At 65.1% G+C, this 19,973-nt stretch carries 17 protein-coding genes; 4 read left to right on the forward strand and 13 right to left on the reverse strand.

What is annotated here, in order from left to right:
- Nucleotides 1-99: 99 nt before the first annotated feature.
- The 8 genes from AC1VNY_RS40245 to AC1VNY_RS40280 all read right to left on the reverse strand — a co-directional run bounded on the left by AC1VNY_RS40245 (nt 100) and on the right by AC1VNY_RS40280 (nt 7,521).
- Nucleotides 100-1,047 carry an AAA family ATPase gene (locus tag AC1VNY_RS40245; RefSeq protein ID WP_304498269.1) on the reverse strand — a complete coding sequence of 316 codons (948 nt, stop codon included), beginning with the start codon at nt 1,045-1,047 and terminating at the stop codon, nt 100-102.
- A gap of 442 nt (nt 1,048-1,489) precedes the next feature.
- The gene (locus AC1VNY_RS40250) at nt 1,490-2,122 is read right to left on the reverse strand and encodes an HAD-IA family hydrolase (RefSeq protein ID WP_482409337.1); all 633 of its coding nucleotides are present in this window, start codon (nt 2,120-2,122) and stop codon (nt 1,490-1,492) included.
- Between the two features lie 154 nt (nt 2,123-2,276).
- Nucleotides 2,277-2,963 carry a methyltransferase family protein gene (locus tag AC1VNY_RS40255; RefSeq protein ID WP_482409338.1) on the reverse strand — a complete coding sequence of 229 codons (687 nt, stop codon included), beginning with the start codon at nt 2,961-2,963 and terminating at the stop codon, nt 2,277-2,279.
- A 97-nt stretch (nt 2,964-3,060) separates the two neighbouring features.
- On the reverse strand, nt 3,061-3,402 hold the full coding sequence (locus AC1VNY_RS40260; protein ID WP_461192783.1) for a hypothetical protein: 342 nt from the start codon (nt 3,400-3,402) through the stop codon (nt 3,061-3,063).
- A gap of 36 nt (nt 3,403-3,438) precedes the next feature.
- A complete protein-coding gene (locus AC1VNY_RS40265; RefSeq protein ID WP_482409339.1) occupies nt 3,439-3,618 on the reverse strand; it encodes a hypothetical protein in 180 nt (59 codons plus the stop codon).
- A gap of 56 nt (nt 3,619-3,674) precedes the next feature.
- Nucleotides 3,675-3,866 carry a hypothetical protein gene (locus AC1VNY_RS40270; protein WP_016842276.1) on the reverse strand — a complete coding sequence of 64 codons (192 nt, stop codon included), beginning with the start codon at nt 3,864-3,866 and terminating at the stop codon, nt 3,675-3,677.
- Between the two features lie 172 nt (nt 3,867-4,038).
- Complete coding sequence (locus tag AC1VNY_RS40275; RefSeq protein WP_482409340.1) at nt 4,039-6,492, reverse strand: S8 family serine peptidase; 2,454 nt, start codon at nt 6,490-6,492, stop codon at nt 4,039-4,041.
- A 354-nt stretch (nt 6,493-6,846) separates the two neighbouring features.
- Nucleotides 6,847-7,521, reverse strand: a complete 675-nt coding sequence (locus AC1VNY_RS40280; RefSeq protein WP_482409341.1) for a LuxR C-terminal-related transcriptional regulator — start codon at nt 7,519-7,521, stop codon at nt 6,847-6,849.
- Between the two features lie 106 nt (nt 7,522-7,627).
- Between AC1VNY_RS40280 and AC1VNY_RS40285 the strand changes: the two genes are divergently transcribed.
- Together AC1VNY_RS40285 and AC1VNY_RS40290 are read left to right on the forward strand one after the other, a co-directional pair.
- Entirely contained in the window at nt 7,628-7,825 is a 198-nt protein-coding gene (locus tag AC1VNY_RS40285) for a hypothetical protein (protein WP_482409342.1), read from the forward strand.
- A 130-nt stretch (nt 7,826-7,955) separates the two neighbouring features.
- The gene (locus tag AC1VNY_RS40290; RefSeq protein WP_482409343.1) at nt 7,956-8,717 is read left to right on the forward strand and encodes a S1 family peptidase; all 762 of its coding nucleotides are present in this window, start codon (nt 7,956-7,958) and stop codon (nt 8,715-8,717) included.
- Between the two features lie 199 nt (nt 8,718-8,916).
- Here the strand turns inward: AC1VNY_RS40290 and AC1VNY_RS40295 are convergent, their stop codons facing one another.
- From AC1VNY_RS40295 to AC1VNY_RS40305, 3 genes are all read right to left on the reverse strand, one after another.
- On the reverse strand, nt 8,917-11,139 hold the full coding sequence (locus AC1VNY_RS40295; protein ID WP_482409344.1) for an acetate--CoA ligase family protein: 2,223 nt from the start codon (nt 11,137-11,139) through the stop codon (nt 8,917-8,919).
- Nucleotides 11,140-11,309: 170 nt separating this feature from the next.
- Nucleotides 11,310-11,900 carry a class GN sortase gene (locus AC1VNY_RS40300; RefSeq protein ID WP_482409345.1) on the reverse strand — a complete coding sequence of 197 codons (591 nt, stop codon included), beginning with the start codon at nt 11,898-11,900 and terminating at the stop codon, nt 11,310-11,312.
- 266 nt (nt 11,901-12,166) lie between these two features.
- Nucleotides 12,167-14,386, reverse strand: a complete 2,220-nt coding sequence (locus AC1VNY_RS40305) for a marine proteobacterial sortase target protein (RefSeq protein ID WP_482409348.1) — start codon at nt 14,384-14,386, stop codon at nt 12,167-12,169.
- 253 nt (nt 14,387-14,639) lie between these two features.
- Here AC1VNY_RS40305 and AC1VNY_RS40310 point away from each other — a divergent pair, with 253 nt between their 5' ends.
- Complete coding sequence (locus tag AC1VNY_RS40310) at nt 14,640-15,404, forward strand: helix-turn-helix domain-containing protein (protein ID WP_028341509.1); 765 nt, start codon at nt 14,640-14,642, stop codon at nt 15,402-15,404.
- Nucleotides 15,405-15,688: 284 nt separating this feature from the next.
- Here AC1VNY_RS40310 and AC1VNY_RS40315 read toward each other — a convergent pair whose 3' ends face one another.
- Both AC1VNY_RS40315 and AC1VNY_RS40320 read right to left on the reverse strand, forming a co-directional pair.
- Nucleotides 15,689-16,909 (reverse strand): ABC transporter substrate-binding protein, encoded by a 1,221-nt coding sequence (locus tag AC1VNY_RS40315; RefSeq protein ID WP_028341508.1) that lies wholly within the window; start codon nt 16,907-16,909, stop codon nt 15,689-15,691.
- 124 nt (nt 16,910-17,033) lie between these two features.
- Entirely contained in the window at nt 17,034-18,575 is a 1,542-nt protein-coding gene (locus AC1VNY_RS40320) for an acyl-CoA synthetase (RefSeq protein ID WP_482409346.1), read from the reverse strand.
- Nucleotides 18,576-18,789: 214 nt separating this feature from the next.
- On the opposite strand from AC1VNY_RS40320, the gene AC1VNY_RS40325 reads away from it, so the two are divergent.
- Nucleotides 18,790-19,926 (forward strand): acyl-CoA dehydrogenase family protein, encoded by a 1,137-nt coding sequence (locus tag AC1VNY_RS40325; RefSeq protein ID WP_482409347.1) that lies wholly within the window; start codon nt 18,790-18,792, stop codon nt 19,924-19,926.
- Nucleotides 19,927-19,973 lie beyond the last annotated feature (47 nt).

Raw genomic sequence — 19,973 nt, forward strand, 5'->3', positions numbered from 1 at the left:
ACCCGTATCGCATCTTTCGATGCGATACGACCTCCCCCGCAGGCGGGAGAGGGGGCGCAGCTCGCTCTCGGCTATGGTTCGAACCAATCGCATCTTGGTCTAGCTGAACACGCCCTGGCGCGACGCCTTGGCGATGAAGGACGAAATCTGCGGCGTCGCGGCCTCGATATCGGCCTCGTATTTCAGGAGCACGTTGAGCGTGTCCTTGACGATCTCGTGGTCGAGCTCGCTGGCCTGCAGCAGCACCAGCACGCGCGCCCAGTCGATCGCCTCGCTGACCGAGGGCAGCTTCTTCAGGTCGAGCGAGCGGATCTCGTGGATGAAGCCGACCATCTGCTTGCGCAGGGTCTGCGAGATGCCGGGCACCCGGCTCTCGACGATGCGCTCCTCCAGCTTCTGCTCGGGGAAGCCGATGTGCAGATGCAGGCAGCGCCGCTTCAAGGCGTCGCCAAGATCGCGCTCGCTGTTCGAGGTCAGGATCACGGTCGGCGGCGCCACCGCGGAGACGGTGCCGAGCTCGGGAATCGTGACCTGGAAGTCCGAGAGGATTTCCAGCAGCAGCGATTCGAATTCGGCATCCGACTTGTCGATCTCGTCGATCAGCAGCACGCAGCCGGCGGGCTGCTCCAGCGCCTGCAACAGCGGTCGCGGCTCGACGAATTCCTTGGAGAAGAACACGTCGCCGAAGGTGTGGAGCTGGTCGAGCGCAGCGGCCAGCGACTGCGCGCCGCCGAGCACCTCGCCGAGCTTGTCCTTCAGGATCTGGGTGTAGAGCAGCTGCTTGGCATATTTCCACTCATACAGCGCCTTGGCCTCGTCGAGGCCCTCATAGCATTGCAGGCGGATCATCTTCATGCCGCGCCATGCGGCGATCGCCTTCGCGAGCTCGGTCTTGCCGACGCCGGCAGGGCCCTCGACCAGGATCGGCTTCTCGATCTGCTGCGACAGAAAGACCGCGGTCGCGATCTGCCGGCTCGCAATATAGCCTTGCGCGGCGAGGCCGCTTTCCACGGCCTCGATCGAGGCGGTGGGCCTGGTGTCAGCCACGAGGATCAGCTCCGAATTTGCCTTGAACTCGGACCTGTTCTGCGCCCGTTGCGGGCAAAGCACAAGGCTCGTTTGGCCCGCAAAGGCATGGCGTTAGCGCAAGGGTTCCGGGGTATTTCCGCCAAGCGCAAATACAGTTGTTAGCGTGTGGTTCGAACCTCCCCTTGAAAAGGGGAGGTCGCTTTGCTCGCCAGAGCAAAGCGGGTGGGGATCTACTCTCTCCATCAACACCGGCGTCTGCGGCTGACCCCCATCCCGACCTTCCCCCTTTCAGGGGGAAGGAGAACAGGCTCGTAGCCCGGCTACCGTCAACCCGCGCAGCTCTCGACGAATTCCTTGCGCTGCGGGCCAACGATCTTCTGGTCGATCGCCTACTTCAGGCAGTCCAGATACGCATGCGCCATGCAGAGCTGCATCTGGTCGTGCCGGCTGCGAAACCTCTTCACCTCAGCGTGAGGCCGGTCGCGGCTTCAAGCTCGCCGATCGCCTGCGCGGCATTCGCGACCTTGATCGTGGTCATGCCCATCTCGCGCGCCGGCTTCAAATTGACGCCGAGATCGTCGAGATAGACGCAGTTCTTCGGGTTCACCTGCAGCGTCTCCACCATCATCTGGTAGATGCGCGGGTCGGGCTTGCGCAGGCCGATCTTCGCGGACTCGATGACGTGGTCGAACAGCGCCATCACCTCGGCGACATAGAGCGTGCGTCCGCTATGGCTGCCGATCGCGTTCGCCGGCAGATTGTTGGTGATGCACCCGGTCTTGAATTTCGCCTTGATGCGCTTCAGCGCCTCGACCATCTCGGGGCGCAGGTCGCCGGAGAGCAGCGGCAGCACGTCCTTGCCGCGCACCTCGGCGCCGAGCGCCTTCGATTCCGTCGCGAACAGCGCGTCGAATGCGTCGATATCGATCTCGGCGCGCTCGAACTTGGCCCAGGCGTTCTCGAGATGATTGGCGGCGTTGGTGCGGCGGATGATGTCGATCGGCAGGCCACGCTCGGTCTCATAGCGCGCGAATGCCTCGAACGGCGAGGTGGTCAACACGCCGCCGAAATCCCAGATCACTGCCTCAATCATCAAAGTCCTGCCCGTTGCAAAGCGGCGGCTTCGCCTCGGATCGTCCGGCCGATTGCAGGACAACAGGGAAACGCGCGTCCAGCCTTCTTTATTGGAATTGCCGCCGATCAGGCAAGCCGCCAGTTCGCGGCAAAATCCGCCACGCGGAACCAGCTCACCAGACCATCGGCACCAGGCGATAGCGCACCCGCTCGAGATATTCGGCATAGCCGTCGAGCTCGGCGGTCAGCATCCGCTCCTCCATCAGCGACCGTAAGCCGAGCAGCGGCGCCATCACGGGCACGATGGCAAGGCCATACCAGGATCCCAGCAGCAGCGGCGTGCCGACATAGGTCAACAGGCCGCTGGCATAGATCGGATGCCGCACATAGGCGTAGGGTCCGGTGGTCACCGCCGCATGCCCGCGCTCGCGCTGGATCTTCACGACCGGCGCGGCGTAGCTGTTTTCCCGGTAGGTCCGGTAGACGATATAGAACGATGTCGCGATCATCACGGCGCCGGCGCATTGCGACCAGAAGGGCACGAGCGATGTCTGGTAGCGGACTGCGTCGAGCGCCATCAGCGGCAGCCATGTCAGCCACAGCAGCGGCATGATCGTCGTGATGACGCGATCCCATCCGGCCTGGCCGCGCGCGGTGCGCCGCTCGGCCAGCAACCCCGGATCGTGCCGGGCGAGCCAGGCCTCGGTGATCAGCCCGCCGATCGTGATCTCGAGCAGGAACACCCAAGCCCCGGCCCATCGCAGCGTGCCGGCCGCGAGAAACAGGAACGTGCCGAGGCCCACACAAGTGAAGGCGACGCGGCGCAGATTGATGCGAGGGGGACTGCCGTTCTCGTTCATGTTTCTCTCCGGCGAACGGCAACGGCCGCGCCGCCGGATCGGGCGGGCCGTTGCGTGCGTGGTTGCGGATCGCGGCCTGCTCGGCGCGCAACGCCGATTACGATCTGCGAGTCCAGTTTCGCGCCTGTCCGGAATAGACCTTGCTCGGCAGCGCGCGCGCCGTGGGATCGAGCAGGATCTTCATCGCGGTGTTGAGCCGCTCTTCCGAATGCGGTGAGCCATCATGGCGCATCTGCTGCGGAGCCCCGGGGCCCTGCGGCGGCGCCAGATAGGTCGGCGTTGTCGGCGGAGTGGGGGTGGTGGCGATCTTCGGACGGGCGACAACAGCTGCCTCCATCGGGCGCCGCGCCTGGGCCATGCGTGACGCTGCGGAAGGTGCTTCCGCCGGCGGCGGCGAGGCGGCGCTGTCGGATCCGGATTTGCGGGGCGGTTTTGCCATGGCATCGGCTCCATAGGTTCGGTGATGACGACGACGTCAGGATTTGTCTTCGTCGGATGTGGTGCGTTTGGCGATGATCGGGTTGCGGTCGCTGATCGCGGCGATCAGCGAGGCGTGGCTCACGACTGACGACACGACGATCTTGCCGGATGGCTCGATCCGGCGACCGTGCTGCTGCTGTTGCTGTGGGCTCCTGGCGGTGGATTTCTGCATCATATCGGCCTCCTCGAAGTGGGGTGGGGCCCGACAGCGCCGGGCCCCGAGTTTGGCGATCAGATGCCGAAGGCGCCGAGGACACCCGGCAGCGCCTGCGCGACGCCGCCGAGGATTTCTCCCCAGCCCTGCGGATTGACCGACCCGTTGGTCGCCACGTCGGCAATCCGCTTCGGACCGCGCTCGATGCCCTCACACTGGATCGGGCTACGCACGCTGCCGAAGGTCTCAAAGTCGTTCCTTGCGTACATGTTCAGCTCCTTCTTTCGGTTTGAATTGACGGCAACTACGGGAGGTGGGCACCGACCGGGGCAGCCGTCGCTGGACGTCGCCCAGGGGATCGCTCATCGCGTCGATCCCCCGGACCACGCGACGCATTCGCGCCACGTTCTGATCTCCTCCGGACGTGGAGGAGCAATCGCGTCAATAGACCTGCCACTGCCGCAGCGGTCCGACCGCTACCGGCACCACGTCGCTCACGTCGATCGTGTACTGATAGACTTCGCGCGCCTGGGTCAGGACCTGGGTCGGATTGAAGAAGCGGTAAGTCACGTCGTGACAAACCGAGTCCGGGCGGCAGATGACGCTCTGGTCGACCTCGACGGTATCGAGCCGCAAGCCCTTCTTGGCGACGTCGGTGAAGATCTTCCGCGTGTTGTATGCATTCATCGCGGAATAGTTCAGCGCGCGATCCTGCGGCGAGAGGCCGACATTGCGGAACTCGTTGTAGATCCGTTCGAGGAAGCCTTCCGCGCCGGCCGGCCAGGTGTCGGGATCGGGTCCGAACAGCGTGTAGAGATCCCACTGATAGAAACCGCGCCAGTCGGTCACCAGCGTCGGCACGACGGTCCCGTTCAGGAGCTTGGTCGTGTTGGCGCTGTCGACCCAGCCGGCCATCGAAATCCGCGCAACGCCGCCGCGCGGCGGGAAAGCCGGGGGCGTGGTCGGCGGCGTATCGTCGCCGCCGCGCGCTGCCGGCACCACGGTTCGGGTGTTCGATGGATCGTCATGCGAGACCTCCTGATGCCAGAGCGCCAGGATCAGCGCGGCGAAGAATCCAAGACCGAACACATCGAGCGGCTTGACCGCATAGATCGGGATCGAGTCGATCGTCATCGTCCAGATGATGGCATCGGCATCCGGGAAGTTGTTGCCCGAGCCGCTCGGTGTCGCGCTCTCGCCTTCGGCCTGGTTCAACAGATAGCGCGCCATGATCGCCGGATTGTACGGCGCCGAGGTATCGCCGGAGCGGTCGCGCTCCGGTCCGAACGCCGGATCGCCGCGTCCGATCAGGCTGTCGCGCCAATTGGCGATGGCCTGCACGAAGTAGTCGAGGCGCGCCTCCTTGCCGAAATCGTAGAACAGCCGGCCGATCGGGAACGCGAGCTGTCCGGTGGATTCCGCCGCGGCGCCCTGCGGACGCATGCCGCCGCCACAGCCGCAGCTCTTCTCGCTGGTCCGAACCGCGGGGGCTTCGTACATCGGCAGCGCCTGCGGCATCGCGACGGGAAGCGCGTTGCTCGGCATCAGCGCAGGCAGCTGCTGCGGCTGCAGCCAGGCCTGCGGCATCATGCCGGCCGCCGGCATCGCCATCTGCGGCATCATCATCGGCGGCATGACCATCTGCGGTGCCGGCGTCGGCATCCAGACCATGTCGCCGCCCGCGTGGGGAGCGTGATACGGATACGGCGCCGGCGCTGCGATCGGCGCGGCGGCGACGCCGTGATCAACGGGCGCGGCGATGGCCGCAGGCGCTGCGGGCGCAGCAGGCTGCGCTTCGCTTGGCATGATCCCGGCGCTGCTGCGCAGGACCGAGCCGTCCGGCCCGAATATGCGCGGAGCCGATGGTGCAGACATTGCTGATAGATCTCCCATGGAACCCTCTCTGGTTGCAGTTGGCTGAGCGGCGGATGACGGTTGGACGAAAGGGCACGCGGACACTCCCCGGAAACGGGGAGTCGCGGCCGTGGCACCCGACGGCATGACGGCGTCCGCCTGCTCGCCAAGCAGGGCGGCGACAGCCGCGGGAATATCGAGCCGTCCGGCGAGGCAGCGCGAGGCGCTGCCGTCGCTGCGGCAGGGCGCCGCGCTTTCGAGCAGCGCGGCACGGACGGCTTGCGGATCGGCCTTGCGTCCGGTCTGGCGCAGGCACGAGAGCAGCAGGGCGACGACGCCGCTGACGATCGGCGCAGCGAAACTCGTTCCGGAGCGCAGGCTGATGTTGCGGACCGGCGAGGCGCCGGCGATGTTTTCGCCCGGCGCGAGGATGCCGTTCTCGAGATAGGCGTCGCCGAAATTGCTGAAGGGCAGCGGATTGCCGGCCGGATCGCACGCGCCGACCGCAAGCACCGAAGCGAGGCTGCCCGGCACCTGGACGCAGCGGCATCCGTCATTGCCTGCAGCGGCGACGATCAGCTTGCCCGCGCGTTCGCAAGCGCGGACCGCGTCGACCAGAATGCGGTCGGCTTGACCGGTCGCGGATTGCTGGCCGCTGCTGATATTGATGACGTCGGCGCCGGCGGCGAGCGCCTGGTTGATCGCGAGCGCCAGGGTGCTTTGCGAGGACGGCTCGATCTGCCCGGAGACAGTCTCGCGATAAATCGAGAACACGGTCGCGCTGCAATTCGGCGCGACGCCGAGCACCGGGCTGCCGGGCGTGCCCATCAGCACGCTCGTGACATGCGTGCCGTGCTCGGACTGGATCATCGGCGAAGCCGGTGCGACGAACTCGTCGCCCCTGGCGACGCGGGCTTGCCTGAGCGAAGGATGATTGAAATCGACGGGGCCGTCGATGATCGCGATCTTCACCGTGGGGGCGCCGCCCGACGTTCTCTGCCACAAGGCAGCCAGACCAGCGATGTCGGCAACTGGATTCATGAAATCAATCCCGACCGATCAGCCGCAAAACCGTGCAGGCGATCCGTCTTCCGCGGCAATTTGCTTTCACGCAGCGAACCAGCAGAACCGCATGTCGTTGCGTTGGTGCAGTTGTGGCAGCTGTGACGCGAAAGGCCTATTCACCGCGGTGGATCAGAAAGGATCGAGCCGACGACACGGATCGATCGGTCCATGAGATCGATCTTGCGCCTCGATCGATCGATCGAAGGGTTTAGTCGGGACCGATCTCACCGCACCATTGTGCGTGCCGGGGCAGACATGCGCGTGCATCTGCGCGCCGGTGCGCGAACGCGACCCGCGTGTCGGCCGAACACGGAATTCACGGTGTCGGTGTCAGTCGAGCTCGCGGGACCGATCGGGGATCGCTGCCAATGATGCGATCCACGGTGCTTCGCGCACCCGTCGCATCGCCTGCGCCCTGCGCGGCAGGCCGAGCTTCTGCAGCACGTGATGGACGTGGTGCTTGACCGTCGCAAGACTGAGATTGAGATCGCGCGCGATCTCCTTGTTCGACAGGCCGTGTCCGATCAGCTTGAGAACCTCGCTTTCGCGGCGCGTCAGTCCCTGGTCCGCGTCGATCGTATCCGCTTGACGTTCCATGCAAAACAGCGCGCGCAACAGGCCGCCGGAAATTTCGGCGCTGCAGGCGAGCCGCCCCGATGCCACGTCCGACAGCGTGCGGCAGAGCTCGTCGAAGCTGGCGTTCCGGGAAATGTAGCCGCTGAATCCGGCCCGGCCGCAGCGGACCACGTCGTGCCGGTCCTCGTTGAGGCCGAGCGCCACCAGTGCGACATCCGCATGCTCGCTCGCAATTACACGCACTTCGTCGAGATCGATGCCCTGCGTGACGTCGATCAGAATGACATTCACGCTGCCGGTCCCGAGGGTCTCGCGCAGGCCGGCGAGATCGGACACTGCCGCCGCAATCGCAAACTCGGCGTGGTTCTGGAAACTCGAGGTAAGCCCCTCGCTGAACAGCCTGATCGGCGTGACGACCGCTATCCTCATCATTATCCTCTAACTCAACGAAATGGCGGATGAAACGCCGTGTTGAGATCAACGGCACCGGCATCCAAAAAGTCATAAAGGTAAGTATGCGATATGCAACCGGAGGTTGTATGATTATCGAACCGAAATTACGGCGCTGATGCGGGCAATCAAGAGGCGCAGTTCACATTCGAACGTCGTCCGCGCGCCGAACGCGCGATTTGATGTGTTGCATTGGCGACAAGACGACGATGTGTGGCGCGTGAACGCGATGGTGCTGCAGGATTCCGGCGGCGACTTCAACGTCGTAGTGATCGATGCCTAGATATTTAGACAATTGACGCGTGCAGGCCTGGATGCTCTGTACAATATTGCGTGTTCTCCAGAGCCTGGTGCGAGCGACGCAATGCCGCGCATCGAATGGGCTCAATTCCGATGCAGACCGACAGGGTTCCATGACGAGCGTGATTCGAGCGACAGCTTTTCTTAGCCTATTGGTGGCGACGCCGGCGCTGGCCATCGTCGGCGGCGGCGCGCCGTCGACTGATGGCGTTGCGCGCTCCGTCGTCACCATCGTCGGTTCGCGCGGCAATTTCTGCACCGGTGCGCTGATCGCGCCGAAGGTCGTGCTGACCGCGGCGCATTGCGTGCAGCCCGGCGCCGATTACAAGATCGTCGAATATGGCGCGGACAGGCAGCCGAAGCTGCAGGACGTCAGCACGGTTGCGATCCATCCCGGCTTTCGGATGCAGGCGATGACCAATCATGTTGCGACCGCCGATGTCGCGCTGCTGCAGCTCGCGGCGCCGGTCGCAGGCAAGGCGCCGGCCGCGCTCGGCATGCCAAACATTCCGATCCAGGTCGGCGGCCGCTTCACCATCGCGGGCGTCGGCGTCACTGTGCGCGGTGACGGCAAGAGCGGTGGAGCTACCCGCGTCGCCGGCCTGATCGCGAGCGGCAAGCCCGGCACGTTGCAGATCCGTCTCGTCGATCCGGTCGGGCAGGGTGTGCGCGAAGGGCTCGGGGCCTGCACCGGCGATTCCGGCGCGCCGGTGTTCGAGGACAAGCAGGGCGGCCCCGCAATCGTCGGCGTGGTGAGTTGGTCCACCGGGCCGAACGGCGCCGCCGGCTGCGGCGGCATCACCGGCGTGACGCCGCTGACACTCTATCGCGACTGGGTGATGCAGACCGCGCGGCAGTGGGGTGCGAGCTTTTAGCCCAAAATGTATGCTTCGGACGGATCGCACGCTGCAGTTCCGTCATCCTGAGGAGCGCCACCGGGTCCGCGCAAAGCGCGGCCCGATGACAGGCTCCGCGCGTCTCGAAGGATGAACGGCCGAGAGTTGGGCCGATTCATCCTTCGAGGCTCGCTCCGCTCGCACCTCAGGATGACGGAACGTAAAGTGCGCGCCGAACCTAATGCCCCGCGGCCTTGTTCGCGGCGGCGTTGTTCAGCACGATCAGGCCGTCGACGGCGACGCCGAGCTTGCTGTTGATCAGGAACGGGTTGACGTCGATCGAGGCAATGCGGCCGTTGGCGTCCGCCATCAGATTGGCGAGCCCGACCAGCGCCTTCACCGCCGACGGCTCGTGCAGCGCGGGCTTGCCGCGGTAGCCCTTCATCTTGACCCCGGCCTTGGTCCTGGCGATCAGCTCCTTCGCCTCGGCGGCGTCGAGCGGCGCGCCGGCGAGCGCGACGTCCTTCATCAGCTCGATATCGACGCCGCCGGTGCCGAACAGCACGACGGGGCCCATCTCCGCGTCGAGCGAGGCGCCGACCACGAGCTCGAGGTCGGCCTTGACCTGCTGTGCGATCAGGATGCCCTCGAGCTTCGGCTTGCCCTTCAGCTTTTTTACCCGCGCGGTGATGTCGTTGAACGCCTTCTTCACCTCGGCCGTACTGGCGAGATTCAGCACCACGCCGCCGACATCGGATTTGTGCAGGATGTCGGGGCTGACCACCTTGGCGACCACCGGGAAGCCGATCTGCTTGGCGATCTTCACGGCCTCCGCCGCGGTTTGCGCGACCTCTTCCTTTGAGACCGGGATGCCATAGGCCTTGAGCAGCTTCTTCGAGGCGACCTCGTCGAGTGCGGCGGCGCCGTTGGCGGCCTTCAGCGTCTTCTCCAGCACCGCGCGCGCCGATGCCTTCGAGCTCGACGCGATATCGGGTACTTCCTTGCGCAGGCCGGCATATTCGATCAGCGACTTGATCGCGCCGACCGCGCGGTCGAGGCCCTGCATGACGGCGATATCGGGCAGCGACTTGCGCAGCCCCTTGGTGAATTCGGTGAAGCCGATCGACATCGCGCTGATATAGATCACCGGCTTGTTGGCCTGGCCCGCCATCTCGTTGACGATGCGCAGATTGCGCTCGCGCAGCTCGTGCGGCGCCTTCGGCAGCTCGGCATCGATGATGACGATATCGGTGTCGGGATCGTCGATCATGATCTTGATCGACTTCATGTAGACGGAGGGATCGACCACCGCGGCAAAGCCGGCGTCGAGCGGGTTGCCGACGATGCTGCCCGGGCCGAGCATCTTCGCCAGCTGCTCCGAGGCGTTCGGGCTCAGCGGTGCAAAATTCAGCCCGGCGGAATAGAACGCGTCGATCAAAAGCCCGCGCTTGCCGCCCGACAGCGACACCGCCGCGAGGCGATTGCCCTTCGGCGGATCGGCATGCACAAAGCATTCGGTGGTCTCGATCAGTTCATCCAGCCCGCGCACCCGGATCACGCCTTCGCGGGTCGAGATCGCATCGAAGGTCTCGATCGAGCCGGCGAGCGCGCCGGTATGCGCCATCGCCGCGGCGCGGCCGCCTTCGGAGGCGCCGAGCTTGAGCGCGATCACCGGCTTGCCGGCGGCGCGCGCGGCCTTGCAGGCATCGCGGAACACTTTTGTGTTCCTGACACCTTCGAGATAGACCACGATGACGCGGATGCTCGGATCGGCGGCGAAATAACTCATCAGGTCCGGCGTTTCGAGACCAGATTCGTTGCCGGTGGTGACCATGTAGCCGACGCCGACGCCACGATCCTCCAGCGCCTGGCGGATCGCCATCACGATCGCGCCGGATTGGCCGGCGATCGCCACCGCGCCCTGCTCCATGGTGACGATGCGGTCGTCGATATTGGTGAACAGGTTCTCGCCGGCGCTGAGATTGCCGAGGCAATTCGGGCCGGTGACCGCAAGCCCGGTCTCCTTGATCGCCTGCTTCAACTCGACAGCGAGCCGCTGGCTCTCCTCATCCTGCAATTCGCTGAAGCCGGAGGTGACGATGGTTGCCGAGCGCGCGCCGGCCGCGGCCGCATCGCGGATCACCTGTACCGCAAACCGGGCCGGCACCAGAACCAGCACATGGTCGGGTTTTTCGGGAAGGCTGGCGAAGTCCTTGTAGCAGGTGACGCCCCAGATCGCTTCGCGCTTGGCGTTGATCGGATAGAGGCCGCCGGCGTAGCCGTATTTGACCAGATTGTTCCAGATTCGTTCGGCGTAATTGCCGGGCTTGTCGGTGGCACCGACCAGCACGATGTTGCGCGGATGCAGCATCGCGTGGATGCTCTTGACGATATCGCTCGCGTCAGCGGGCGGCGCCCATTTGTGGGACACATGAGACGCGGTGCTTGCGAAAGCTTCCATGGAGCCTGCCCTTATCCTTGTTGTCTTTGTTTCCTCTGGCCACGGCGGATCACCGTGAGGCGCGCGATTTTTCATTGTTTTTATGGCGAGGGAAAGGGGGTAGCAACTCATGCTGGCGCAGGTCAGGGCACCGCGCGCAATATCCCGGCAGGCGCAAAATTGATTGCGTATCAGGAACCCGATTCGCGCGGGCGCGAATCCGTTTCGACCAAAGTCGCGTGCAACAGATAACGCTCGGGCCCCGATGTCAGCGCATCGAACGGCCAGCAGGTCGACAGCACCAGTTCATGTCGGTCGGTGAGCGGATCGACCCCCGATTGATCGAAGCGGACCACCGAACTGCGATCGGCCCGATAGCGAAACATCTTGCCGTCGCTTCGCGTGACGTCGATCTCGTCACCGATTGTGACATCCCTGAGAAAGCGAAAATGCGTGTCGCGGTGTGCGGAATAGACCGCCACGCCCCGCTCGCCGGCATCGACAGTCTGCTCGACATGGCCGGGGCCGAACGCCAGCGCCTGGCCGCTGCTGCCGGCAAGTGCAATCGCGGAAGCCTGCAGGCGCTTCACCTCGATCCGCGCCACTGGCCAGGTGTCGGCCCAGCTCCACGGCTTCACCGGTTGGCCGGTCGCGATGCTCTGTGCGAAGGCGCGTTCCAGCAGCACCTGCGCGAGCAGCGCCTTGGCGTGGATATAGGCGCCCTGGCCGAACAGGATCAGGCCGATGAGGGCGAAGGCGAGGGGTAGGATGAAGCGGGGCATGTTGTTCTGCTCTGGCCATTGCGGGAAGCGACTGTCTGACCCTCGTCCCGAGGAGCGCGCAGCGCGTCTCGAAGGGTGAGGCCGGTCCGGTGGCCTCGCCCTTCGAGACGCCCGCTTCGCGTGCTCCTCAGGGTGAGGGTTGGAAATTCGCGCGATGCCTTCCTCGGGTGAGAGAAGTTGCGCGCGCGGCCCTTGGGGGACGGGTGGAAGGCCGCGCGCGCTCTTGAAGGAGGAGGTTGGGGGACACCTCCTCCTTTCATCCGACGTCATTGGGGCGACGTCTGACGCCGGTTGAACACCAGGAGGAGAAGGCTGACCGTGAGCAGGATCACGCCCGCGATCATCTTCAGCTCCGCATCGGTCGCGGTCTTCGGCAGCTGGATCGTGCCGGGAGCTTGCGTCGCGACCGGTGACCGCTTCAGCGCAGCGAGCTGCACCTTGCCGTCGCCACCGTCGGCGCGCCGCTCGCCCGGTGTAGCCGGCAGATTCGGACGCTCGCCGAACAGCTTCGCGAAATCCCAGCCAGCGGGCAGGTTGAGCGGGAGTTCGCTCAACTTCAGCGGCTCGCCTTCGGGGCGGCTCGGCGTCTTGTCGACCGCGACAAGGCTGGTCAGCCGCGTGACGAGCTGATGCTCCAGCGCCAGCGCGAGGATGGTCTTGTCGGCTTCCTCTGGGCTCTCCTGACGCGTGGTGCGCGCCACCTCGGCATCGGCGATCTTGCGGCGCGCCCACAGTTTCGACAGGCCCTTGCCTTCAGCGGCATTCGCGAGCGGCAGCGTCACGCTCCACGGGCGGTCGCCGATGCGGCCCTTGATCTCGACCGAGCCGGCAAGCTTGTCGAGCTTGGCGGCCAGCACCAGCGGCTCGTCGCGATAGACGTCGGGCAGCGCCGACGGCGTCAGGTCGGCCGTTGCCTCCGAGAATTTCGCCGAGAGATTCGTCACCGCGGGATTCTCCAGCTTGGCGAACAGGCCGCGCATGCGCTCGTCGACCTGCTCGACCGAACCGATATGGGTGAAGGTGCCGCGGCCGAGCTCCGCGGCGCGCGTCATCAGATAGGTGTTCGGCGCCGAGCCGATGCCGACCATGAACACCCGCGAGCGGCCGCGCAGCGCGCTGATGGTCTCGAACAATTGCTGCTCGTTGCCGACGGCGCCGTCGGTCAGGAACACGACCTGGCGGACGTAATTAGCGTCGTCGTGGTTGGTGTCGGACAGCGCCGCGCGCATCGCCGGCACCATCTCGGTGCCGCCGCGGGCCTGCAGCGCGCTGACGAACGCCGTCGCATTGCCGATATTGGCGCTGTTTGCCGCGACCGGCGACGGGTACAGCGTGTCCATGGTGTCGTCGAACCGGATCACGTTGAAGCGATCGGCCGGCTGGAGGCGGCCGAGCGCGTAAATCAGGCTCGCCTTGGCCTGGATGATCGAGGTGCCGCCCATCGAGCCGGAATTGTCGATCACGAAGATCACCTCACGCGGCAACGGCTTCTGTTGCGCCTGCTCGACCGACGGCGGGGTGACGAAGGCGAGCAGATAGTCGGAATTGCCGACATGCTCGCGGAATAGCCCGACCGACGGCGCCTTCTCGGCGGCCGGCTTCCAGGTCAGCTCGAAATCACGATCGGCCGGCACCGGGCCTTCGGCGAGCTTGACGATGCGCGTGGTGCTGTCGAGACTCTCGATCCTGACCTGGTGGAAATGGCTCTTCACCTCGCCGAGCGGGAAGCCGGCGTTGAGGTGCACGGTGATGTTGGTCGGATTGACCGGCGCATTCTCCGCCGGATCGAGCACTTCGCTCGCAATGCGGTCGCGGTCCGGCACGGGATCGGTTGACGTGGCGCCCCAGCCGTTGCCGTCGGCGCGAAGGTCGACGCTCTGCACCACCGGACGCGGATTGTAGCGCGGGCCGACCACCATCGGCACCCGCAGCGAGAATTCGCTGCCGTTCTGCTGCACCGGCTCCTGATATTCGATCTGCACCAGCACGGTTTCGCCGGGGCCGATATTGGCAACGGAGTTGGTGAAGATGTTTGGCCGCTCCTGTTCCGTGAGCGCGGCCTTCTGGCCGTTCTGCTTGGCCTGCTCATAGATGGCGCGAGCCTGCTGCCGCTCCTTGATGTCGCCGACCACGACGCGGTCGCCGACCACCATCTTCAGCGTGTCGACCGCGCCGCCGGCCGGCAGGGGATAGACATAGGTCGCCTCCACCCACTCCTTGGTCGGGTTGCGGAAGATCTGGGTGACGCGGGCGCGGACGGTCGGGCCCGACACGGTGAGGTCGACATCGACGCCGAGCCTGAGCGCATCCCTGTAGCCATCGTCGGTCTTGAACAGCAGCGAGCCGGAGCGCGCATCGCTTGGCCGCAGCACCGCCTGTTGCGGCAGTTCGGCCGACCACACCGGATCGAAGCTCACGAACAAGGCCGCAAAACCGATCACCAGCGCGGCCACACCTTCCACCAGGAAGAACAGCGCAATGCGCATCCTGCGCGACAGGCGGATCTGCGGGCTGCTCTCACATGCATCGTAAATCGTCATTTTCGTCACTCCCGAGCGAGACTTTCGCTGCCTTGCGATCATGGAGAACGGCGGTTTTGGCGCGAGCAGAATGATCGGCAATGATTGGCCGCCGTCCGGCGCGGCCCGCCGCCGCGGGATGCGGGTTTGTGCGGTTTTGTGATGGGTTGTGCGGTCTGCTAGACTGCGCGGAATCAAGGGGAACCGGGCAGGAATCTGGATGCCGACGCCTGACAAGCAGCTGTCCGCCGAGCAGAGCCGGCAGGTTGCAGAGACCATTCGCGAGGAAATCGCGCGCCGCCGAATCTCGCGGCAGGCGCTGGCCGAGCAGGCCAAGCTCAGCCTCTCGACGCTGGAGAAGGTGCTCGGCGGCCGCCGCCCGTTCACGCTGGCGACCACGGTGCGGCTGGAGCAGGCGCTGGGCGTGTCCCTGCGCAAGCTGCCTGAGACGATCACGGTGACCGCACCCGCCAATGGCGGGATCGCGCCCGACAGCCTCGGATCCTATTCGCGCCGCGCGGTGGCACGGATCGAAGGGACCTACATCACGGTGCGTCCGTCGTTCGGCGAGCAGGGCGCGCTCTATGCCTATCGGACGGAGATCACCTGGGACGAGGCGTCCTCATCGCTCGGCTTCCGCGAAGGCGAGCGGCAGGACGCCGACTATACGCAGTACGGCGAAGTCGCGGTGCCCAATGAATCCGGCTTCGTCTACCTCGTGACCAACCGGCACGGCCAGCATCGCGTGATCACGGTGTCGCGCCCGCGCAATTCCGGCGAGATGTACGGCATCATCACAACGCTGCTCGCCGGCCGCGGCTCGCTGCTGACGCCGGTCGCCGCGCCGATCGCGTTCCTGCCGGTGAAGAACGTGCCCAAGCCCAGCCTCGGCCGGGTGTCGGCGGATGATGCGAACTACGCCGCCTATCGCGAGCATCTGCGTCGCACGATCGACGAGCCGTTCGCGATTTTCCTGCCGGGCTAACAACGGCAGAGTTAGCTCCGTCATCCCCGCGCAAAGGCTTTGCCTTTGTCGCTGGAGGTGCGAGCGGAGCGAGCCTCGAAGGATGCACGGCCCGTATGCATCGACTCGGGAGAGAGCCGGGGCCGTCGACCCTTCGAGACGCGCGCAAGAGCGCGCTCCTCAGGGTGACGGGGAGAGAGCTTGCACGTCGCTCGGCTTGGCTCCATCCGCGATTCGCAAAACGACGAAGCCGCCCGGATGGGCGGCTTCGCGATACTTAGTGCTAGCTGTTCGTGCGGCTGGCGCTAACCGCCGGTCTCGGCGCTGATGATGTCGCCGAACAGCTCCCACTGCCCGTTCTTGAACTGCATCATCTTGAGCTGCTCGACCGGCGCGAAGTCGGTCGCGCTGGTGTTGATCCTGATGCCGGGGATCAGCGTGTCGGGCGCGAAATCCTTCAGGCTGGCGGCCTGCTTCATCACGTTTTCACGCGTCAGGTTGTCGCCGGCCTGCTTCAGCACCTGCACCATGGTCTGGGCCGCGGCGTAGCCATAGACCAGATTGGCGTCGGCGAGGTTGGCGCCCGGCATGTATTTCTCGGCGAAGGCCATGAACTTCTTCATGCCCTCGTCGTTCTTCCATTGCGGATCGGACGCGTCCTTCAGATAGCCGGCCGACAGCACGCCTTCCGAGGCTTCGAGCCCGGCCGGTTTCATGACCGCGCCGATCGAGATCGAGACGTCGGTCATCACCTGCATCGGCTTCCAGTTGAGCTCGGCGATCTTCTTGATCGCCTGTGCCGCGAATTTCGGCGTCGAGATGTTGACGAACACGTCGGCGCCGGTGTCCTTCAGCTTGACGATGTGAGAATCGATCGACGGCTCGGTGGTCTCGTAGCTCTCTTCGGCGACGATCTTGACGCTCGACTTGTCGAGGATCTCCTTCAAGCCGACCAGGTAGTCCTTGCCGAAATCGTCATTGGCATAGAAGATCGCGACCTTGGCATCCGGCTTGGCCTTCAGGATGTACTTGCCGAAGATCCGCGCCTCGACGCGATAGCTTGGCTGGAAACCCATGGTCCACGGGAAATCCTTCGGATCGTTCCACTTGCTGGCGCCGGTGGCAAGGAAGAGCTGCGGCACCTTCTTGGCATTGTGATACTTCTGCACCGCGGTCTGGGTCGGCGTGCCCAGCGCGTTGAACACCAGGAACACTTCGTCGCTCTCGATCAGCTTGCGGATCTGCTCCACGGTCTTCGGCGGCGAGTAGCCGTCGTCATAGGAGATCCAGTTGATCTTGCGGCCGTTGATGCCGCCCTGGTCGTTGATCATCTTGAAATAGGCTTCTTCGGTCTTGCCGATGACGCCATAGGCGGAGGCGGGACCGCTATAGGCCTCGACATTGCCGATCTTGATCTCGGTGTCGGAGGCGCCGGTATCATACTTCTTTTGTGCAAAGGCGGCCTGGGTGGAGAGCAGGCAGAGCGCCGTGGCGGCTGCCAGCAGCGACAGTGTTGTTGTTTTCATAAAGGCAATTTCCTCGATTGATTTTGGTTGGGACTAACGCAACGAACCCGCAGCCGGTCCCGGCAGACGGCAACGGGGTAATCCTTGTCGCGGCGAAATCCGGAACGCGCGGCGCGCGTTTGACTCACGCCGCGGTATCGGTTGGCTTCGGCCGGCTGAATTGTTGCCGGAGTGTCGGCTTATGAATCTTGCCCGTCGCGTTCCGCGGCAGGACCTCGATGAATTCGATCAGGCGCGGGCATTTGAACCGCGCCAGATTGGCCTGACAATGCGCGTGGACCTCGGCCGGGGTCAGCGAATGGCTTGGCTTTACGGCAATGATCGCCATGCCGACTTCGCCCCATTGCTCGTCGGGGATGCCGATCACAGCGGCCTCGGCGACGGCGGCCAATTGATGCAGCACGCTCTCGACCTCGGCCGGATAGACGTTCTCGCCGCCCGAGATGTACATGTCCTTCCAGCGGTCGACGATGTAGTAGAAGCCTTCCTCGTCGATCCGCGTGGCGTCGCCGGTGTGCAGCCAGCCGTCCGTGAAGGAGGAGGCATTGGCGTCCGGCCTGTTCCAGTAGCCCGGCGTGATGTTCGGGCCCTTGACCCAGAGTTCGCCGAGCTCGCCGACCGCCGCGTCGCTGCCGTCGGGCCGCACGATGCGGACCTCGGTGTGCAGCACCGGCTTGCCGGACGAGCCGGCCTTGCGCGCGGCATCCTCGCGGTCGAGCACCATCACCGCCGGCGAAGTCTCGGTCATGCCGTAGCCCTGCTGCAGCGCCACGCCGCGCGCCTCCCAGGTCTTGAGCAGCGGCACCGGCATCGGCGCGCCGCCGACCCCGCCGATCATCAGGCGACTGAAATCCGCCGCCGCGAAGGACGGATGCTGTGCCATGAACTGGTAGATCGCGGGCACCCCGAAGAACACGTTGATGCCCTGCAAGGGATCGCCGATCAGTCTCAGCGCCTCGCCGGGATCGAAGGCGCGCATGATCAGCACAGTGCCGCCGGCATGCAGCACCGGGTTGGTATAGCAATTCAGCCCGCCGGTGTGGAACAGCGGCAGCACCGTCAGCAGCACCGAGGCCGGCGAGATGTAGGCGGGGCCGCCGAGATTGACGCAATTCCAGAACGTCATCCCATGCGTGATGATCGCGCCCTTGGGCTGGCCCGTCGTCCCCGACGTGTACATGATGGTCGAGATGTCATCGAGCATGACCTCCTCGAACCGCTCGAGCGGCGCGGCTGCCGCAATGCCGGTCTCATAGGCGCCGCCCGAGCCGAGCCTCACGGTCGCAGCGACATTGCAGAGCTTTGCCACCGCAAGCGCGGTCTCGGCGAGGTCGTCGTCATGGATCATCACCTTGGGCGCGGCGTCGCCTGTGATGTAGCGCAGCTCGGGAACGGTGAGGCGGGTGTTGAGCGGCAGGAAGATCGCGCCGATCCGGAAGCAGGCGAACTGCACCTCCAGCGTATCCGTCGTGTTCAGCGCCAGCACCGCGACGCGGTCGCCGCGAGCGACCTTGAGCCCGTCGCGCAGCCAGGCGGCGAGCCGCGACACGCGGGCGTCAAGCTCCGCATAGCTGAAGCGGCGATCGCTGGCGAGATCGACAAGCGCCATCTTGTCCGGCGTGCGCCGGCGATGATGCGCGATCCAGTCGTAATAACGAACCGGCAAATTTCCCTCCTCCGGAACGGCAGTCTTGCGCCGCCTGTTCCTGGCTCGATTGATGCCATGAAATGGCAGTGGAGGCGGCGTATTAGGATACTGTCTTGCGTTTAGTGGCTGGCAAATCGTCAACCGGGCGCCGGCACCGATGGCAGCCACTCGACGCAAGTGAACCGGGAGAAATCCGGACATCGTCGGAGGGAAGAATCAACGGAGCACGCGGATGGCAAACCCGTTCTACACCGGCGAGCATGAGGCCTTTCGCGAGGTGATGCGGCGCTTTGTTGCCAGGGAAATCGAGCCTTATGCCCATCAATGGGACGAGGACGGCGAGTTTCCGCGCGAGCTCTATGCCAAGGCATCCGCGATCGGGCTGCTCGGCCTTGGCTTCCCGGAAGAATATGGCGGCATCGCCGCCGACCAGTTCATGAAGATCGTGGCCTCGCAGGAACTGGCGCGCGCCGGTGCCGGCGGCGTCTCCTCGAGCCTGATGAGCCACACCATCGGCTCGCCGCCGATCGCCCGCGCCGCGCGGCCCGAGGTCAAGGCGCGGGTGCTGCCGGAGGTGCTCGCCGGCAAGAAGATCTCCGCGCTCGCGATCACCGAGCCGAGCGGCGGCTCCGACGTCGCGAACCTGCGCACCAAGGCGCGGCGCGACGGTGATCATTATGTCGTCTCCGGCGAGAAGACCTTCATCACCTCGGGGATGCGGGCCGACTATCTGACGGTCGCGGTCCGCACCGGCGGCGAGGGTCCCGGCGGCGTCAGCCTGCTCTTGATCGAAGGCAATACGCCGGGCCTGTCCCGCACCAAGCTGAAGAAGATGGGCTGGTGGGCGTCGGATACCGCGACACTTCATTTCGACGAATGCCGCGTGCCGGTCGAGAATTTGATCGGCGAGGAAGGTCAGGGCTTCAAGATCATCATGCAGAACTTCAACAGCGAGCGCATGGGCATGGCGGCGAGCTGCACCGCCTATGCGCGCGTCTGCCTCGACGAGGCGGTCGCCTATGCCAAGGAGCGCAAGACGTTCGGCAAGCCGATCGCCCAGCACCAGGTGATCAGGCACAAGATCGTCGACATGGCGCAGAAGGTCGCGGCCTCGCAGGCGATGCTGGAGATGCTGGCATGGCGGCTCGGCCAGGGCGAAAGCCCGGTGGCCGAGATCTGCATGATGAAGAACCAGGCGACGCAGACCATGGCGCACTGCGCTTCCGAGGCGGTGCAGATCTTCGGCGGCGCCGGCTTCATGCGCGGCGTCAAGGTCGAACGCATCTACCGCGAGGTCAAGGTCAACGCCATCGGCGGAGGCACCGAGGAGATCATGAAGGATCTCGCGAGCCGGCAGATGGGGCTATGAGTGAGTCGCGGTACGCACCCTCCCCCTGAAAGGGGAGGGCAGGGCGG

It is taken from the genome of Bradyrhizobium ferriligni (genome assembly GCF_056837965.1).